This is a genomic window from Helicobacter salomonis, from assembly GCF_900197775.1.
Taxonomy (GTDB): Bacteria; Campylobacterota; Campylobacteria; order Campylobacterales; family Helicobacteraceae; genus Helicobacter; species Helicobacter salomonis.
On the sequence record NZ_FZMA01000002.1, the window covers coordinates 1 to 15,647 of the forward strand.

Genomic DNA, 15,647 nt, shown 5'->3' on the forward strand with positions numbered 1-15,647 from the left:
TCACCACACAATATGGTATTTGCAAGAATAGACAATATTGTTGCTGCTTTTACATTTGATAGTGGCTATCATACAAAGTGTTGTACAAGATTATATTGACTAACTAGCCCCACAACTAAGGCTAGGGGGTGGGGGGGGGAAGGTCTATCATAGTAGGGCTGTACTGAATCGACAAATCTTGCACAATAGTTACATGGAATATTTTTTGCATATCTAGTCATTAAAAACTTTAAAGGGAGATTTTATGGCCAATTTAGACTGGAATAATGTGGGTTTTGAGTATATCCAAACGGATTTTCGTTTTGTGGCGCATTATAAAGACGGCGCATGGTCGGCAGGTGAGTTGGTCAAAGATAACCATGTCGTGCTCCATGAGGCTTCCCCCGCTCTGCACTATGGTCAGCAATGTTTTGAGGGCTTAAAAGCCTACCGCTGTAAGGACAATTCGATCAATTTGTTCCGCCCAGAGGAGAATGCCAAGCGCCTTCAAAAATCTTGTCAGCGTCTGCTCATGCCCCCCGTTCCTGTAGACTTATTCCTTAAAGCGTGTACTCAGGTAGTTCAATCCAACGAGAAATGGGTGGGCCCCTATGGATCGGGAGCGACACTTTATGTCCGTCCTCTCGTGCTAGGTGTGGGCAAGGGGTTAGGTCTGCAACCTGCGCAAGAATACTTGTTTATCGTCTTTTGTGCGCCTGTAGGGCCTTATTTCAAAGGAGGAATGCGCCCAGCTAATTTCGTTGTGTCCGAGTTCGATCGCGCTGCACCCAGTGGAACAGGGGCAGTTAAAGTGGGGGGGAATTATGCGGGAAGCTTGCTTCCTGCCAAATTAGCTAAGGAGCAGGGCTTTAGCGATTGTGTCTACCTCGACCCAGCTACACGCACCAAGATCGAGGAAGTGGGCGCGGCTAATTTCTTTGCCGTCTCTAAGAAAGGGGTTTTTGTTACCCCCGCTTCCCCCTCCATTCTGCCCAGCATCACACGCATGTCCTTGGTGCACCTAGCCAAAGAACATCTAGGCTTAGAAGTGGTAGAAGGAGATGTCTTCATCAATGCCCTAGAGGAATACAGCGAAGCTGGGGTTTGTGGCACAGCGGCGGTCATCGTTCCTGTAGGGGGTATTTCTTATCAGGGCAAGTTACATGTATTTTATAGCCAAGAACAGGCCGGACCCATCACTAAAAAGCTCTATGAGACCTTGGTAGGCATGCAATTTGGCGACCTACAAGCACCTCAGGGGTGGATAACTAAAGTTTCTTAATTTTTTTATGCAAAGGGAGATTTTGTGAAGGATTTCTTGCTCAAGCTTTTGTATGGAATGGCTTTAGCGGTTGTGATCGCCTTAGCTCCCAATGCGATCCTGGGCGCTCTGCTTAAGCCCTATAATTCCATCCATGTCATTGCGTTATTTTTAGACGCTTTGGTAATCTTGCAGGCCCTAGTTTCACTCATCACGGGCGTGTTGGTAGGGCTTGCTTTTAATTTTAACCCAATGAAATCTGCCATTATTGGTGTAGCGACTTTTATCGCCTCGGGGGTGGTTAAACACGGCGCGCATGGCTTGGTATTGGTGGGCATTGGAGATTTGCTCAATGTGCTCATCATTGCGGCATGCGCGGTGTTGCTCACCAAGTGGCTGGGTGATAAATTTGGATCACTCACCATCATACTCCAACCCATGGTGGTTTCTGCGGGCTGTGGCTGTGTGGGACTCTTGCTTTTACCCTACACTACTCAGATCACAAAAGAAATTGGGCATGGAATCGTATACTTCGCCCAGCTTCACCCTTTGCCTATGAGCGTGCTCATCTCGATCTCTTATGCGATCATTATCATCTCGCCTATTTCTACGGTGGCGGTGAGTCTGATTATCGGAATTAGTGGGTTAGCCTCAGGCGCGGCGAATTTGGGCGTAACTTCCACTACGGCTGTGCTCATTGTGGGCTCTTTATTAGCTAAAAACAAGGCAGGGGTGAGTGTAGCAATTTTACTAGGAGGCATGAAGATGATGATTCCCAATCTCTTCAAAGCGCCTATCATGTATGTTTGCATCATCGCTAATGGTGTTGTGGGAGGCTTGATCACCTATTTTTTCCAAATCACTGGTGATGCCAAGAGTGCGGGCTTTGGGATTGTGGGGCTCATTGGACCTATTAAAGCCTATGAAGAAGCCCTATTGCATAACTTAGATCAGCCCTTTGTGCGTGTGATTATTGCTTATGCGCTCCTGCCCTTTGTGGCTGCGTTGATTTTGCATTTTATCTGCTGCAAGCTCTTTAAAGGGTATGGACATCACATCTATCAATTCCAGGCGCATTGATGTTCCAACCATTGCTAGACGCTTATTGTGCGTCTATGCACATCGATCCACAGACGCACAAACTTCCTTTAGTAGTGGGGTTCTCTCATTGCCCCGAATTTAAAGAGCACGGGTTTGAGCATATTTTGGCGCAGCGCTATACTTTGGAGTACCAAACCTCCCCTCTCAAAGCCTGCGACCTAGTCTTTGGTGCATCATTTCGTCTTGAAGGCTATCACAAGAAAATCTTAGATTTTCCTCAAAAAAGAATCGGCTATACAGGCGAGAATGAGCGCATTAACTTTGATATTTACGACTTTGGCATGGGTTTTGATCACATGCATTTTCATGAGCGCTATTTGCGCGTGCCCCTGTATTACCTGCACTTGTTCAAGCTCTACACCTTGCTAGACACCTATGCAGATCTGCCCTTTGACTTCCCGCAAACACATGGTGTAATTCCCTTTGCGCGTGCCTATGCGCATTTAGATCGATGCGTCAGAGAACAATTAGATTTGAGCGCACGCGATTTTGCTAGCTTTGTGGCCTCTAATTCCAATGCTCCTGAACGCAACCGCTTTTATCAAGAGCTAACAGCGTATCGCCCTATAAGCGGAGGTGGCAAGGTGTATAACACGACGGGGCAACCCGTAGCCAACAAATGGGAATTCCTCAGCCGCTACAAATTCAACCTCTGCTTTGAAAATACCAAGGGTTTAGGCTACACCACAGAAAAGATTGTAGACGCTTATTTTGCTCATACCATCCCTATTTATTGGGGTAATCCTCTCGTAGCACAAGATTTTAATCCTAAGAGTTTTGTCAATGTGCACGACTTTAAAGATTTTCATGAAGCGATGGATTTTGTGCGCTACTTAGACACCCATCCTAATGCCTATTTAGAGATGCTTTATACCCCTCCACTTCATATCAAAGAGGGTAAGGGTACTTTTTGTAATGATTTGAACTTTGCGAAAATTTTAGCTTTCCTGCAAAATGCCATCGCTTGTCCAGAGCTTTACCATGAACATTGCTTCGAGCGCATAACCCATACTTCCATTAGCCGTGCTATCAAAAGTCGTTTGTATGCCCTGAAAGCATATGGACTTAAAGGATTTACCCATTACGATACCAGCGGACTCAAGCGCCCCAAATATCCGCATTAAAGCCTAGATTTTTGCTATAATACCCCCTCATTAGTTTGAAAAAAGGATGTTAATGGGGCAGGATATCTTAGATCAGGTTCATGAAAAGATTGACGATCTCTTGATCAAATTCGCACTCCTAGAAGAAGAAAACAAGGATTTACAACTCAAAAATGCGACCCTAGCCACCCAGCATGAGGAAAAGGATCGCCAACTCAACGCTCTCTATGAAGAGATTGCCAGCAAGGACAAGCGTTTACAAGAACTCTATGACAAGATCATGAAAGCTTTTGAAACATGAGTGATAGCCCCTCCTCTCAAACCATCGAAGTGAATATTGGTAATAAGCGTTATAAGATCACTTTAGACGCGCGATTTAGCCAGGAGGCTATCGATGAGATCAAAGACACCTTCCACCTCAAGGAAACTGACCCAATGGACCTTTTCAAGGCCTATATCAACAAGGTGCGCGAGATCTCCGAGCTCAACGCCCAGCTCAAAGAACTTTTAAATAAGATACCCTAGTTACTTCACATTCCCCATATCTGTTACCTTGCCCCACATCAGGCGGTATTTGCGCTTCATGAATTCGATTTCTTCGCGTAGCTTGGTGAGCTCATCTTGCAAGACTTCAATGGTGCGCTTGTCTTCATCGTAGACCTCCTGCATCGAAATCACTGCGTCTTTTAAAAAAACATTTTCGTTTTTATACGCGCAGATCGCCTCATCTTTAGCCCCGATTACCTTGTCATGCAGGCTTAAAATAGTGTTAATGGTTTTTTCGACAAAAATAGGATCGAGAGCATTAGCCCCCATATTTTCTAACAAGGCTGGATAACCTGTTTTAGGTACAATATTTTTGCCCATAACACGTTTAGCCAAAACCTGAGTTGCGCTATGCAGATCTATCCAAATGTGCTCTTCATCATGCTTGCTTAAAATGCTTTTATCTTGGATAAGAGCTAAAATGCGCTCTTTGGGCAATCTGGAAATTTCCAAGAATTCTTCCAGCTCCATCCAAGTTGCCTCTTGCACCACTTCTTCCATTTCAACCTCCACGCAATGTTTGGATCGCTTTGCTAATGCGATCGATGAGAAAATCTACATCTTCTAAGGTGTGGCTGTAGTGCAAACTCACGCGTAACCAGCCTGGCTTTGTGCCCTTTTCTTGCAACGCGCTAAAGCTACTATCTTTCATATCTAGCAAGTCGTGTCCATAGGGGCCTGCGCACGAACACCCTGCGCGCGTCTCAATCCCAAACCGATGGCTGAGTAAATGCGCCAATGCGTAGCAAGACACTCCACCCGCATTGAATGCAACATTGCCCAATCGTGGAGCATGCACATTGCCATAGATTTGCACGGCGGGAATCTGACTTAAGGCGTGCATAAAAACCTTAGAGAGCATGCTCTCGCGCCGTCTAATGGTGGGCGTGCCGATCTCATCGCGCAATTGTAGAGCTAAAGCCGCTCTAAAGAGCTGTACAAGACCATAGGTGCCCACCTCTTCGCGTACATCTGAGGCTTCGATATACTCCTGTGTGCTGCGACTCACATACTTGACCACCCCACCCCCACTAAAACTAGGAGGTAAGTTTGTATCAATGAGTTGCTTTTTAACCCCCAGGATTCCGCATGTCCCAACTCCTCCTAAGAGTTTGTGGGCTGAGAGAAAAAGGGCATCAAAATCCAAATTTTCCAAGTTATCGTGTGGGCTAAACGCCGCTGCATCAAAAGCCAAACGCGCCTGATAGCGCGCACAGAGTTGAGAAATTTCCCTATAGGGAACGATCATGCCCGTTACATTGGAAGCCACACCTATGGAAACAAGAGGGGTAAAACCATGTGTCTTTTTTCGTGCCTCTTGTAAAGCCACTTCTAGCTTCTCTAGGGAAAAAAGTCCTTGAGGGTCTAACTCCAGACGTACAACCTCACACAATCCCTCGCGCCAAGAGATTTCATTAGAGTGATGCTCATAAGGTCCAATGATCACCTGTGGTAAATCAGCCCCCTTAAGCCCTCCTAGGACTTGGCGACTCTTGGGAGGAATGTAAATGCCTAGAATCTCTTGGAAACGCTTGATAGCATGGCTAGCTCCAAAACCAGCACTCAAGACGATAAAGTCCTCCCCCAAACCCAAACTCTTTTTTAAACGCGCCTTGCTCTCTGTGTACACCTCCTGCATCAAGGAAGCGTGCTTAGACACTTCCGAATGTGCATTGGCATAAAAGGGTAAGAGCTTGAGTACCCGTTTTTCTACAAGGGTGCTAGCCAATCCAGAAGCTGTCCAATCGAAATAGCGCACCCCCTTTTTGAGAATCAAGCTTTCACGCACCTGGGTAAGTTGCTCGATCTTGGATTGTGTTTTAAGCAAGGGTGCAAAAGCCTTGTCCAGAAAGCGCTGCGTGTCTTTTGAACTTAGTGGAGTTTGGGCCATGTGAGCTTTACGCCTCCTAGAATGTGGAAATGCAAATGGGGCACTTCCTGTCCCCCATCAGATCCAATGTTTGTAATCAATCTATAGCCCTTTTGATCGAGACCTAAAACCTTCACCACTTCTAAAATAAAGGCATTGATTTTGGAGGAGAGTTCTGGCGTGATAGCGTTGAAATCTTTCACACCCACTTTAGGAATGACTAGTACATGCACGGGGGCTTTGGGATTAATGTCCTCAAAGGCCAAAAAATCCTGATCTTCTAAAACTTTTTTACAAGGCAATTCTCCAGCTACGATCTTCTCAAAGACATTCTTTTCTGGCATGCAGACCCTTTACGATGATTTGTGGCGTATTATAGCTGAATTTGTTAGTGTTATAGGTTGCTTTAAGAATTAAGATATGGGTGAGCTTGTAGAATTCGATCACCTCCCGCGCGCTAAATCCCACAAGCAACTAAGCTATGGGGATAAGAGGTTAAAGCCAAAGAGTGTCTGAACGCCATAGCCTCACCTTTATCATTCAACACTGCATTTGACATATCCCCATGGTCAGTGATCTGTGATTTAGAAATGCTGCCTGATCTTCATGTGTGCTAGTGTATAATGCAGGTTTTTGTAAGGAGTTTCTTTGTCACTCACGAATCAACAATGCAAGAATTTTTTAAAACGCGTGATTCCTCGATCTTGGCATCAATCCTTAAAACATGCCTATGGTCTTGCACTCTCCTTACCTTCCTTATCTTTTTACTACCACCCCCAAAAGCAAAAAGTTTTTGCCAAAATTACCCCTCTAAAGAATGAAGATTATATCCGTGCTAACCGCCTATGCGGGGGGGGGGGAACTATATCCCTTCTTCTAATAGGCATTTACTAATCCCTGACACTCCTGTGCATCAAGGCTATTTTCAAGCAGATCCCAAATCTAGCAATCCCAAAAGCCCACTCAATCCTTGGGCACTTATCCGTGGTGAATCACCCACCCGCTAAAACAAATGCGACGCATTTGCTGGGTGGGCTTCTTGCTTCAACGATCCATAACTAGCAGTATCCAGTATGTAGCCATACTTGGTTACAGCCCCGTTAGCGGAATCTCCACAAGCGTAACTTCGGGGGTTTCCCACCCTAGTTTTATCTACCTTGATAGCGTGTCGCTCATCTAGCATACCCAAAGCATAGTTTCTAATATTGATACTGGCGTTTAGGTCTCTGTGGTGGTGTGTTTGACAACCAGATAAAATTTCTAATATGCAGTGGCTTTTTACCTGTGTTGCTCCCACAGGTCGAGCAGATTTGAGAGCTAGGGAAGTATTGGTTAATTTTGATAAGGGTTTTACTTCCAACCAGCCTTATATTCTAATAGACTAATGAGCCTAGACCAGCTAGCATTGGCAATGCTCTTAGCTAGTTTGTGGTTTTTAACCAAATTCCTAACTTTCAAGGTTTCTACTGCTATCAAATCGTATTGATTGGTTATCTCATTACTGATTTTATGTAGGTAGTCCTCTCTGCTATTGCTGATAGAAGCGTGGATTTGTGCCACTTTCTTTGCTTGTTTTCTCCTATTACTAGAACCTTTTAGTTTCTTAGACAATCTCCTTTGCGCTTTAGTGAGTTTGGTTTGTAGATTCTGGAAAAACTTTTTATAGGGATAGAACACGCCATTACTGGCTATCACTAAAGACTCTAAACCCATATCTAAACCCACAGCTTTTCTGATAGTTGTGGGTTTAGGTTCAGGCTCATTATCCTCATAGCTTATAGAGAGGTAGTATTTATCTGCTACACAAGAGATAAACCCCTGCTTGACGATAGAGTTTGTAGGCAAATGCCTATGAAACTTGGCTTTAATAGCTTCTTTGAATTTGGGTAGCTTGACTTGGTTGGTTTCTTGTTTGATTTCTAAGTGTTGCGGGACACAGAAAGATTGCTTAGAATGCTTTTTAGATTTGAATCTAGGATAATCTGCTAACTTAGAAAAGAATTTATCAAAAGCTGTGCTCAGTTGCCTTAATGCCATTTGCAAGCTTTGAGAGTTGCATTCACTTAAGATAAGAGTAAGCCTCTTGCTTTTTAAGGGGGGTGAGCACCTTCTGCATACTGAAGTAGTTTTCTCTAATGCGATGACGCGTATTGCTTTTGGCGGTATGCTAAAAAGTAGTTATAGACCACCCTAGCACAGCCAAAATGCTTGTTTATCAAGGTTTTTTGTTCAACACTAGGGTAAATCCTAAACTTTATTGCTTTAAGCAATTCCCCACGCCTTAAGTATTTTGCATGGCTATAGCATAATTTTTAAAATATTTTTGAGGTAGAGCTATGAAAGAAAACCATTACAAACTCAAAGGCTATCTATCCACAAACAGGAGCAACTACAATCTAAAAGCCCATTTGATTTTAGCTGACGCAGATACAGAAAAAATTGCTCGTAGGAGATGTGGCTATTTTTATAAAGTCTGTGCTTGAAGAGATAGAGGAAAGTTCAGATTTTATCATCATAGCAAGGCAAACCAACAAAGACCATCTACACCTCATGATTGAATATCTCCCTAGGGTGTCTATCAGTTCCATTATCTTGCGGATCAAGCAGATGACTACTTATAGAGTTTGGAGAGAACCAAGATTTATCCCGTTCTTACGCAAGCATTTTTGGAAAGAACAAAAGTTTTGGACAGATGGATTTTTTGCCTGTTCCATAGGAGAAGCTAACCTAGAAACTATCAAAAGATACATAGAAAATCAAGGGTAGGGGGCATTCATCCCACCCGCTAAAGACGAGCGGGATTTCTGCCGGAGAGTCTTAAACCCCAGAGGGGCAGTAGAGTTTACATCCGCGTTTTCTTGTGCTATCTTGTATGCGTTGCACAAGGGCACGCTTTCAATGCCTTTACCCAATCCACATCGTTGACATACTCCCCACAGCTGAAGCTAGAGGATTCTAACTTTAGTTATGGGGAGCAAAAGAAGTCCACAAAGCACTTTTTAAAGAGTTGTATACGTTTGCAGGGTTAAAAACAGCAATGTAAAGTCATAGGAATATATGAAATTTTCATTAGCTGTTCTTGCCACAAAAGCCCAATTTTTGCTAGAATAGGCATCGCCTTTAGCAGGTAGAGTTCTTGCCGCATTAGTGCTATGGATGAAACAAGAATACAGCAGAAATCCCAGCTTGTAGGATTTTGTAGGTCTGTAAGAACGGCTTCTTATTGTGCTATTGCATGCCTATCATGACATAGCGCAAGTATGTCTTTTTGTTTTTTTCATTTACAATGCAAGTGTTGTAGTTTAACAACTCGAGGAGGTTGCATGAAATTTTTTCGTCTCAGACATCAACCAAATGAGACTATTCGCACACAAGCCGCCCTGAACGACCAATCTGATGAACTAAGGCAGTTTTACGATGCCATCAATCGTTCCATGGCTATGATTGAATTTGATACCAATGGTATGATTTTGCATGCCAATGAAAACTTCTTAAGTTTGATGGGCTACACTTTAGGGGAAATCAAGGGCAAGCACCATTCTTTATTTTGCACCTCCCAACTCGTGCAGTCTAGTGAATACACAAAGCATTGGAGTGATCTGCGTTCAGGTGTGTTTAAACAGGGCGCTTTTAAGCGTGTCAATAAGAAAGGAGAAACGCTCTATTTGGAGTCCACCTACACCCCAATCCTGAACTCTAATGGTGAAGTCCACAAGGTGATTAAATTTGCTAACGATATTACTCAGCAAATCCTAGAACTCCAAGAACTCAGAGCTATTCACAAAGCCACACTAGCCAGTATGGCTCTCATTGAATTTGACACCGATAGAAAGGTTCTCAACGCCAATGAAAGCTTTCTCAACCTAATGGGTTATACTCTGGACGAAATTAAGGGAAAAGAGCACGCGCTCTTTTGTGAGCCTGAATATGTCAAAAGTGCTGCATACGAAGCATTTTGGGAACGGCTTCAAGCAGGGCATTTTACGCGTGGGACTTTCACGCGCCTAGCTAAAAACCGCAAAAAGGTTTACCTGGAGGCGAGTTATAACCCCGTTTTTGATGATGATGGCCATATTTACAAGTTCGTTAAAATCGCTTTGGATGTTACCTCCAAAGAAGAAAAGATTCTGATGACATTGAGTCTTATCAAGGAAAACCAAACACTCACTGATCGGGGAAGTGAAATGATTGAGAAAACCACGCAAAGCATCCAGGGAGTAGCCACCACGATCAGAAATAGCGCAGATCAAATCAATACCCTTAACGCTCAATCTGATTCCATCTCTTCCATCACACAAACCATCAAAGATATTGCCGATCAAACTAATCTATTGGCCTTGAATGCGGCCATTGAAGCCGCACGAGCAGGAGAGCACGGAAGAGGTTTTGCGGTGGTGGCTGATGAAGTTAGAAAGCTAGCCGAGCGCACCACCAAATCTGTTGCAGAAATTGCCGCCATTATCAGTGCTATTAGAGAAATCACTTCACAAGTTGTTGTGAATATCACAGCAGGAGCTCAAGAATCTACACATACGGTTGAGCTCTCCTGTGAAAGTAAAAACTTAATGGACGAGATCAGAGTAGCTGGTAGCAGAGTCGCAAGGGGGATGGAGGTTTAACTGGTTTGATACATGTGTCCACTGGGTGTGTTGTGCGCTTGAGAATTGTGATCAGTTATTATAGCTTTTTTTAAAGACGCCTAGCCTTAAGAGAGGCTTTTTCATATAGGCACCCGGGTCTGGCGCATCTCTTGGGGTGGTGTACCCCTTCTTTATTAAACTAGGCAAATTAATTGACATACTCTCCCATAACTAAAGTTAGGGGATTCTAACTTTAGTGGAGATCGCGGCTTCAGGCAGGACAGCTCCGTTTGGAGTCTTACATTCCCTATTCCAAAGGTTGATGCCCCAACCCCAAGGGTATTACCCCTTGATTGCACAAATATTAGCACAAGCCTGCTGGTGCTAGCCTTATGGCGCGAGTGGTAAATAACTCTAAATTATTATATACTACAATCGCGATCATTTCTTTAAGGAGTTGTATGCAGACATTTATCCAAGAATACAGAGAGATTGAGGCGCAACGCGCGCAAGAAAACATCCCCCCTTTGCCCTTGAGTGCTAAACAGGTAGAGGGTGTGGTGGACATTTTATTGCACTCTAAAGATAGTGCAGAATGCGCCTTTGCTAAGGATTTATTAATCCACAGAGTGAGTCCGGGCGTGGACGAGGGGGCACAGGTCAAGGCAGAGTTTCTAGGCAACTTAGCACTTAAAAAGCATGAGTGCGCGCATTTTAGCCCCTTAGAAGCGGTGGAGTATTTGGGCACGATGCTAGGGGGGTATAATGTCGCGCCTTTAATGCAAGCTCTGCAGAGTAGCGATGAGCAGATTAGTAAAGCCGCTTGCCAAGCCTTAAAATCCACGCTTTTAGTCTATAACGCCTTTGAGAGCATTGCTAACTTAAGCAACACCAACCCTTTAGCTAAAGAAGTGCTAGAATCTTGGGCAAATGCAGAATGGTTTTTAAATAAGCCCGCTTTGCCCGAAAAGCTAGAGCTATGCGTGCTCAAAATTGATGGGGAGACTAATACGGACGATTTGAGTCCGGCTAGCGATGCCTTCACCCGTAGCGATATTCCTTTGCATGCCAATGCCATGCTCAAAAACCGCATAGAAAACTACCAAGAACGCCTAAAAAACATCAAATCTAAGGGCGTACCAGTCGTGTATGTGGGCGATGTGGTGGGTACGGGGAGTTCGCGCAAGAGCGCGACCAATTCTATCATGTGGCATTTTGGCACGGACATTCCCTATGTGCCCAATAAGCGCAGTGGGAGCGTGGTGATCGGGGGGGTCATTGCCCCCATTTTCTTTGCGACATGTGAGGATAGCGGCGCTTTGCCCCTTGTGGCCGATGTCAAGGATTTAAAAGAGGGAGACATCATTGAAGTTTATCCCTATAAGGGCGAGATTTGCAAACAAGGGCAAGTGGTGAGCACTTTTAAACTCGAGCCCACCACACTAGCCGATGAATACCGCGCGGGGGGGCGCATTGCCTTAATTATTGGGCGTGGATTGACTAATAAGGCGCGCAAATTCTTGGGACTAGAGCCCTCTGAAGTTTTTGCTAAACCTAAACAACCTGCAGAAAGTAAGAAGGGTTATACTTTGGCGCAAAAAATGGTGGGGCGCGCATGTGGGCTGGAGGGTGTACGCCCGGGCACTTACTGCGAGCCTATGACAACCACTGTGGGCAGTCAGGACACTACCGGAGCGATGACACGCGATGAGGTCAAAGAATTAGCCAGCTTGAGTTTTGAGGCCGATTTTGTCTTGCAGTCCTTTTGCCACACGGCGGCCTATCCTAAGCCCTCCGATGTGAGTTTACAAGCCACCTTGCCCCAGTTTTTTACCTCTCGGGGAGGAGTCGCACTCAAGCCCAAAGATGGGATCATCCACTCATGGCTTAATCGCATGGGCTTACCCGACACTTTGGGCACAGGTGGGGATAGCCATACGCGTTTTCCCATTGGCATTAGTTTCCCCGCTGGTAGCGGGCTTGTGGCCTTTGCTGCAGTTACGGGCACTATGCCCTTGAACATGCCCGAATCTGTCTTGGTGCGCTTTAAGGGAGAGATGCAGCCGGGCATTACGCTGAGGGATTTAGTTAATGCTGTCCCCTACTATGCGATCAAACAGGGCTTACTCACCGTGGAGAAAAAGGGCAAGAAGAATATCTTCAATGGCAAGATTTTAGAGATCGAGGGTTTGGGCAACATCAAGATTGAGCAGGCTTTTGAGTTCAGCGATGCGAGTGCGGAGAGAAGCGCAGCTGCCTGCACCGTGCGCCTAGATAAAGAGCCTATCATTGAATATTTAAGCTCTAATATCCAGCTCATCGAACAGATGATTGCTAGCGGGTATGAGCACAAAGAAACCCTGAGAAGGCGGGCACAAAAAATGCAGGCGTGGATTGATAATCCTGTCTTACTTGAGCCCGATCCAGATGCGGAGTATGCCGCTGTGATTGAGATCGATCTTAATGAGATCAAAGAGCCCATTTTGGCCTGCCCCAATGACCCGGACGATGTGGCGACTTTAAGCGAGGTGTTGAGCAATCCCAAACGCCCTCAACAGATCGATGAGGTGTTTATAGGCAGTTGTATGACCAATATTGGGCATTTTAGAGCCTTTGGGGAGATTGTCAAGGGAGCGGGAGCATCACCCATTCGCCTTTGGATTGTACCCCCCACTAAAATGGACGAACAGCAACTGATCAAAGAGGGTTATTTTTCCATCTTTGGGGCCGCAGGGGCGCGCACAGAGGTGCCCGGGTGTAGTTTGTGCATGGGCAATCAAGCACGGGTGCGCGATAATGCGGTGGTATTCTCCACTTCTACACGCAATTTTGACAACCGCATGGGCAAGGGGGCACAGGTGTATTTAGGCAGTGCGGAATTGGGCGCAGTGTGTGCGCTCTTGGGCAGAATCCCCACTCCAAAAGAGTATTTGGATTTGGTGGCTAGCAAATTAGAAGCCCGCAGAGAGGAGATTTATCGTTACATGAATTTCCACCTGATGGAGCCTATGGCGCTTTAAGAGGCTTTTAAGCGCGACCTTAAGCTTTTTTCTCTAAGATAGAGGCTTTTAGCAGGCTTTAAGGCTTGCGAAAGGTCGCGTTGTGGATTTGGATTGGCAGTTTATGCGCCACGCTCTGCCCGCCTTTGGGTGGGGGCTTTGGCTCACTCTCTATATTTCGGTGGTTGGTATTGTTTGCGCGCTAGTAGTGGGCTTTGGGGTAAGCTTGGGACTCTATTTTAAGGGTTTTTGGAGCAGACCCCTAGCTTGGTATATCCAAATCGCGCGCAACACACCCCTGCTCATTCAGCTCTTCTTTCTCTATTATGGACTTAATGAAATCGGCTTTTCTTTGAGCGCTAAGGCGTGTGCAATTATTGGCATTGCATTTTTGGGTGGAGGGTATATGGCAGAGAGTTTTTTACTCGGGCTCAAAGCTCTGTCTAAGGTGCAACTAGAATCTGCGCTCGCTCTAGGCTTAAGCCGCCTGCAGGCATTAAGACATGTTTTATTCCCTCAAAGTTTAGCGATCTCTTTACCCTCTTTGGGGGCCAATGTGATCTTTTTGCTTAAAGAGAGTTCTGTCGTGAGTGCCATTGCTTTAGTCGATGTCATGTTCGTAGCTAAGGATTTGATAGGGATTTATTATAAAACTAACGAGGCGTTGGTGTTATTGGTGCTCTCTTATTTGGTGGTTTTACTCCCTTTAAGCGGGCTATTTGTAGCCTTAGAGAAGTATTATAAGAGGCGTGTATGCTAGAGGTCTTGGAAGTCTTTGCCCCAGATAATTTAGCGCGCTTAGCTGAGGGCTTACTCACCACTTTGGAAGTGGCTTTGGCTTCTATTGCCATCGCGCTAATAGGTGGGGTGGGCTTGGGGGTGGTGATGGCTTTTGGGGGTAGGATCGCGCGTGCTTTATGCCGTGTGTATTTAGAGAGTGTGCGCATTATTCCGCTATTGGTGTGGCTCTTTTTAGTCTTTTTTGGATCGGCCACTCTTTTTGATTGGCATTTGCCTGCCATTGGGGCGAGCATTATCGTCTTTGGGGTGTGGGGAGCGGCTGAGATGATGGATCTCACACGCGGCGCGCTCACTTCTACCAGCCTGCATCAAATCCAAAGCGCGCGCGCCTTGGGACTAAGTGGGGCACAAACCACTTGGCTCATCATCTTCCCGCAAGCCTTTTTAGCCCTCTTGCCTGCCAGCATTAATTTGTTTAGCCGCATGATCAAGACAACTGCTTTGATGAGTCTTATTGGCGCAGTGGAGTTGTTAAAAGTAGGCCAACAACTCATTGAGATCAATATTTTAAAAATACCTAATGCGAGTTTCTATGTCTATGGCTTGATCTTTGTGCTTTACTTTGTGCTTTGCTATCCCCTCTCTTATTTGAGCCAACGCCTAGAGAAAAAATACCAACACAATAGGGGCTAAATGGCAATTTTGCAAACCATCCAATTACAAAAGTATTATGGCGATCATGTGGTGTTAAAGGGTATTGATTTTAGTTTGCACAAGGGGGAGGCGGTGGTGATTTTAGGACCTAGTGGGTGTGGTAAAAGTACTTTTTTACGATGTCTGAATGGTTTGGAGGAAATTCAAAGCGGGCAGATTTTTTTCAACCAAGAGGAGATCAGCGTGCCCAAGACTAATTGGAATGCTGTGCGCCAAAAAATTGGAATGGTTTTCCAAAGTTATGAACTCTTTCCGCATTTAAGCGTGTTGCAAAATATCCTGCTAGCTCCCCTTAAGGTGCAAAAACGCGCTAAAGAGGAGGTAGAAGAGAGGGCGATCGCACTTTTAAAACGCGTGGGATTGGAGCACAAAAAGAACGCCCACCCTAGAGAACTCAGCGGGGGGCAAAAGCAACGCGTGGCCATTGTACGCGCGCTGTGCATGCAACCAGAGGTGATGCTCTTTGATGAGGTTACGGCCAGTCTTGATCCAGAGATGGTCAAAGAGGTCTTGGAGGTGATCTTAGAGCTAGCACACGAGGGGATGAGCATGGTCATTGTAACGCATGAGATGAAGTTTGCTAGAAAAGTGGCACACCGCATTGTGTTTTTCGATCAGGGCGTGGTAGTGGAAGAGAATAGCCCGCAAGGCTTTTTTGAGCAGCCTCAATCTGAGCGTGCCCAGAAATTCTTAGAAATTTTTAATTTTTTAGGGGATTGTTGATGTTGTTGTGATAGAAAGTGGATTTTTAGT

15 protein-coding genes and 2 pseudogenes are annotated in these 15,647 nt (G+C 45.2%); 13 read left to right on the plus strand and 4 right to left on the minus strand.

Translation table 11 applies throughout. The features are described from left to right. The first annotated feature begins 244 nt into the window (after positions 1-244). From C6H04_RS00335 to C6H04_RS00355, 5 genes are read left to right on the plus strand one after another with little or no spacing between them, the layout of a single operon-like run. The gene (locus tag C6H04_RS00335; protein ID WP_104696379.1) at positions 245-1,261 is read left to right on the plus strand and encodes a branched-chain amino acid aminotransferase; all 1,017 of its coding nucleotides are present in this window, start codon (positions 245-247) and stop codon (positions 1,259-1,261) included. A gap of 24 nt (positions 1,262-1,285) precedes the next feature. Continuing rightward, positions 1,286-2,320, plus strand: a complete 1,035-nt coding sequence (locus tag C6H04_RS00340; RefSeq protein ID WP_104732006.1) for a PTS sugar transporter subunit IIC — start codon at positions 1,286-1,288, stop codon at positions 2,318-2,320. After that, complete coding sequence (locus C6H04_RS00345) at positions 2,320-3,465, plus strand: glycosyltransferase family 10 domain-containing protein (RefSeq protein WP_199767060.1); 1,146 nt, start codon at positions 2,320-2,322, stop codon at positions 3,463-3,465. The genes C6H04_RS00340 and C6H04_RS00345 overlap by 1 nt, the downstream gene beginning before the upstream one ends. Positions 3,466-3,517: 52 nt before the next feature. Continuing rightward, the gene (locus C6H04_RS00350) at positions 3,518-3,745 is read left to right on the plus strand and encodes a DUF904 domain-containing protein (RefSeq protein ID WP_104696381.1); all 228 of its coding nucleotides are present in this window, start codon (positions 3,518-3,520) and stop codon (positions 3,743-3,745) included. Further along, entirely contained in the window at positions 3,742-3,969 is a 228-nt protein-coding gene (locus tag C6H04_RS00355; protein ID WP_104696382.1) for a hypothetical protein, read from the plus strand. Before C6H04_RS00350 ends, C6H04_RS00355 begins: the two co-directional genes overlap by 4 nt. Here the strand turns inward: C6H04_RS00355 and C6H04_RS00360 are convergent, their stop codons facing one another. From C6H04_RS00360 to C6H04_RS00370, 3 genes are read right to left on the minus strand one after another with little or no spacing between them, the layout of a single operon-like run. Further along, positions 3,970-4,491, minus strand: coding sequence for a DUF3972 domain-containing protein (locus C6H04_RS00360; RefSeq protein ID WP_104696383.1), 522 nt, complete (start codon positions 4,489-4,491; stop codon positions 3,970-3,972). Between the two features lies 1 nt (position 4,492). Further along, a complete protein-coding gene (locus C6H04_RS00365; RefSeq protein WP_104732007.1) occupies positions 4,493-5,881 on the minus strand; it encodes an aminotransferase class V-fold PLP-dependent enzyme in 1,389 nt (462 codons plus the stop codon). Beyond that, entirely contained in the window at positions 5,863-6,204 is a 342-nt protein-coding gene (locus C6H04_RS00370) for a histidine triad nucleotide-binding protein (RefSeq protein WP_104696385.1), read from the minus strand. Before C6H04_RS00370 ends, C6H04_RS00365 begins: the two co-directional genes overlap by 19 nt. A gap of 304 nt (positions 6,205-6,508) precedes the next feature. Between C6H04_RS00370 and C6H04_RS07960 the strand changes: the two genes are divergently transcribed. Together C6H04_RS07960 and C6H04_RS07865 are read left to right on the plus strand one after the other, a co-directional pair. After that, positions 6,509-6,754 (plus strand): hypothetical protein, encoded by a 246-nt coding sequence (locus C6H04_RS07960; protein ID WP_104732008.1) that lies wholly within the window; start codon positions 6,509-6,511, stop codon positions 6,752-6,754. Further along, the gene (locus tag C6H04_RS07865; RefSeq protein ID WP_158653795.1) at positions 6,706-6,867 is read left to right on the plus strand and encodes a hypothetical protein; all 162 of its coding nucleotides are present in this window, start codon (positions 6,706-6,708) and stop codon (positions 6,865-6,867) included. Before C6H04_RS07960 ends, C6H04_RS07865 begins: the two co-directional genes overlap by 49 nt. Here the strand turns inward: C6H04_RS07865 and C6H04_RS00380 are convergent. After that, a pseudogene (locus C6H04_RS00380) lies at positions 6,864-8,130 on the minus strand (RNA-guided endonuclease InsQ/TnpB family protein). The gene C6H04_RS07865 and the pseudogene C6H04_RS00380 overlap by 4 nt on opposite strands. Positions 8,131-8,196: 66 nt before the next feature. Between C6H04_RS00380 and tnpA the strand changes: the two are divergent. From tnpA to C6H04_RS00410, 6 genes and pseudogenes are all read left to right on the plus strand, one after another. Next, positions 8,197-8,626: pseudogene (tnpA, locus tag C6H04_RS00385) on the plus strand (IS200/IS605 family transposase). Between the two features lie 557 nt (positions 8,627-9,183). After that, on the plus strand, positions 9,184-10,479 hold the full coding sequence (locus C6H04_RS08345) for a methyl-accepting chemotaxis protein (protein WP_104732009.1): 1,296 nt from the start codon (positions 9,184-9,186) through the stop codon (positions 10,477-10,479). Between the two features lie 422 nt (positions 10,480-10,901). Next, a complete protein-coding gene (acnB, locus tag C6H04_RS00395) occupies positions 10,902-13,460 on the plus strand; it encodes a bifunctional aconitate hydratase 2/2-methylisocitrate dehydratase (RefSeq protein ID WP_104732010.1) in 2,559 nt (852 codons plus the stop codon). Between the two features lie 82 nt (positions 13,461-13,542). Continuing rightward, positions 13,543-14,199, plus strand: a complete 657-nt coding sequence (locus tag C6H04_RS00400; RefSeq protein ID WP_104695926.1) for an amino acid ABC transporter permease — start codon at positions 13,543-13,545, stop codon at positions 14,197-14,199. After that, positions 14,193-14,873 carry an amino acid ABC transporter permease gene (locus tag C6H04_RS00405; protein ID WP_104695927.1) on the plus strand — a complete coding sequence of 227 codons (681 nt, stop codon included), beginning with the start codon at positions 14,193-14,195 and terminating at the stop codon, positions 14,871-14,873. Before C6H04_RS00400 ends, C6H04_RS00405 begins: the two co-directional genes overlap by 7 nt. Next, positions 14,874-15,617: an amino acid ABC transporter ATP-binding protein gene (locus C6H04_RS00410; protein ID WP_104695928.1), complete on the plus strand. Its 744-nt coding sequence runs from the start codon at positions 14,874-14,876 to the stop codon at positions 15,615-15,617. Positions 15,618-15,647 lie beyond the last annotated feature (30 nt).

What these genes read in the sequence shown, in the direction of transcription:
- C6H04_RS00335 (WP_104696379.1), top strand. Translation starts at nt 245, where the DNA reads ATGGCCAATTTAGACTGGAATAATGTGGGTTTTGAGTATATCCAAACG.
- C6H04_RS00345 (WP_199767060.1), top strand. Translation starts at nt 2,320, where the DNA reads ATGTTCCAACCATTGCTAGACGCTTATTGTGCGTCTATGCACATCGAT.
- C6H04_RS00350 (WP_104696381.1), top strand. Translation starts at nt 3,518, where the DNA reads ATGGGGCAGGATATCTTAGATCAGGTTCATGAAAAGATTGACGATCTC.
- C6H04_RS00355 (WP_104696382.1), top strand. Translation starts at nt 3,742, where the DNA reads ATGAGTGATAGCCCCTCCTCTCAAACCATCGAAGTGAATATTGGTAAT.
- C6H04_RS00360 (WP_104696383.1), bottom strand. Translation starts at nt 4,491, where the DNA reads ATGGAAGAAGTGGTGCAAGAGGCAACTTGGATGGAGCTGGAAGAATTC.
- C6H04_RS00365 (WP_104732007.1), bottom strand. Translation starts at nt 5,881, where the DNA reads ATGGCCCAAACTCCACTAAGTTCAAAAGACACGCAGCGCTTTCTGGAC.
- C6H04_RS00370 (WP_104696385.1), bottom strand. Translation starts at nt 6,204, where the DNA reads ATGCCAGAAAAGAATGTCTTTGAGAAGATCGTAGCTGGAGAATTGCCT.
- C6H04_RS07865 (WP_158653795.1), top strand. Translation starts at nt 6,706, where the DNA reads ATGCGGGGGGGGGGGAACTATATCCCTTCTTCTAATAGGCATTTACTA.
- C6H04_RS08345 (WP_104732009.1), top strand. Translation starts at nt 9,184, where the DNA reads ATGAAATTTTTTCGTCTCAGACATCAACCAAATGAGACTATTCGCACA.
- acnB (WP_104732010.1), top strand. Translation starts at nt 10,902, where the DNA reads ATGCAGACATTTATCCAAGAATACAGAGAGATTGAGGCGCAACGCGCG.
- C6H04_RS00405 (WP_104695927.1), top strand. Translation starts at nt 14,193, where the DNA reads ATGCTAGAGGTCTTGGAAGTCTTTGCCCCAGATAATTTAGCGCGCTTA.
- C6H04_RS00410 (WP_104695928.1), top strand. Translation starts at nt 14,874, where the DNA reads ATGGCAATTTTGCAAACCATCCAATTACAAAAGTATTATGGCGATCAT.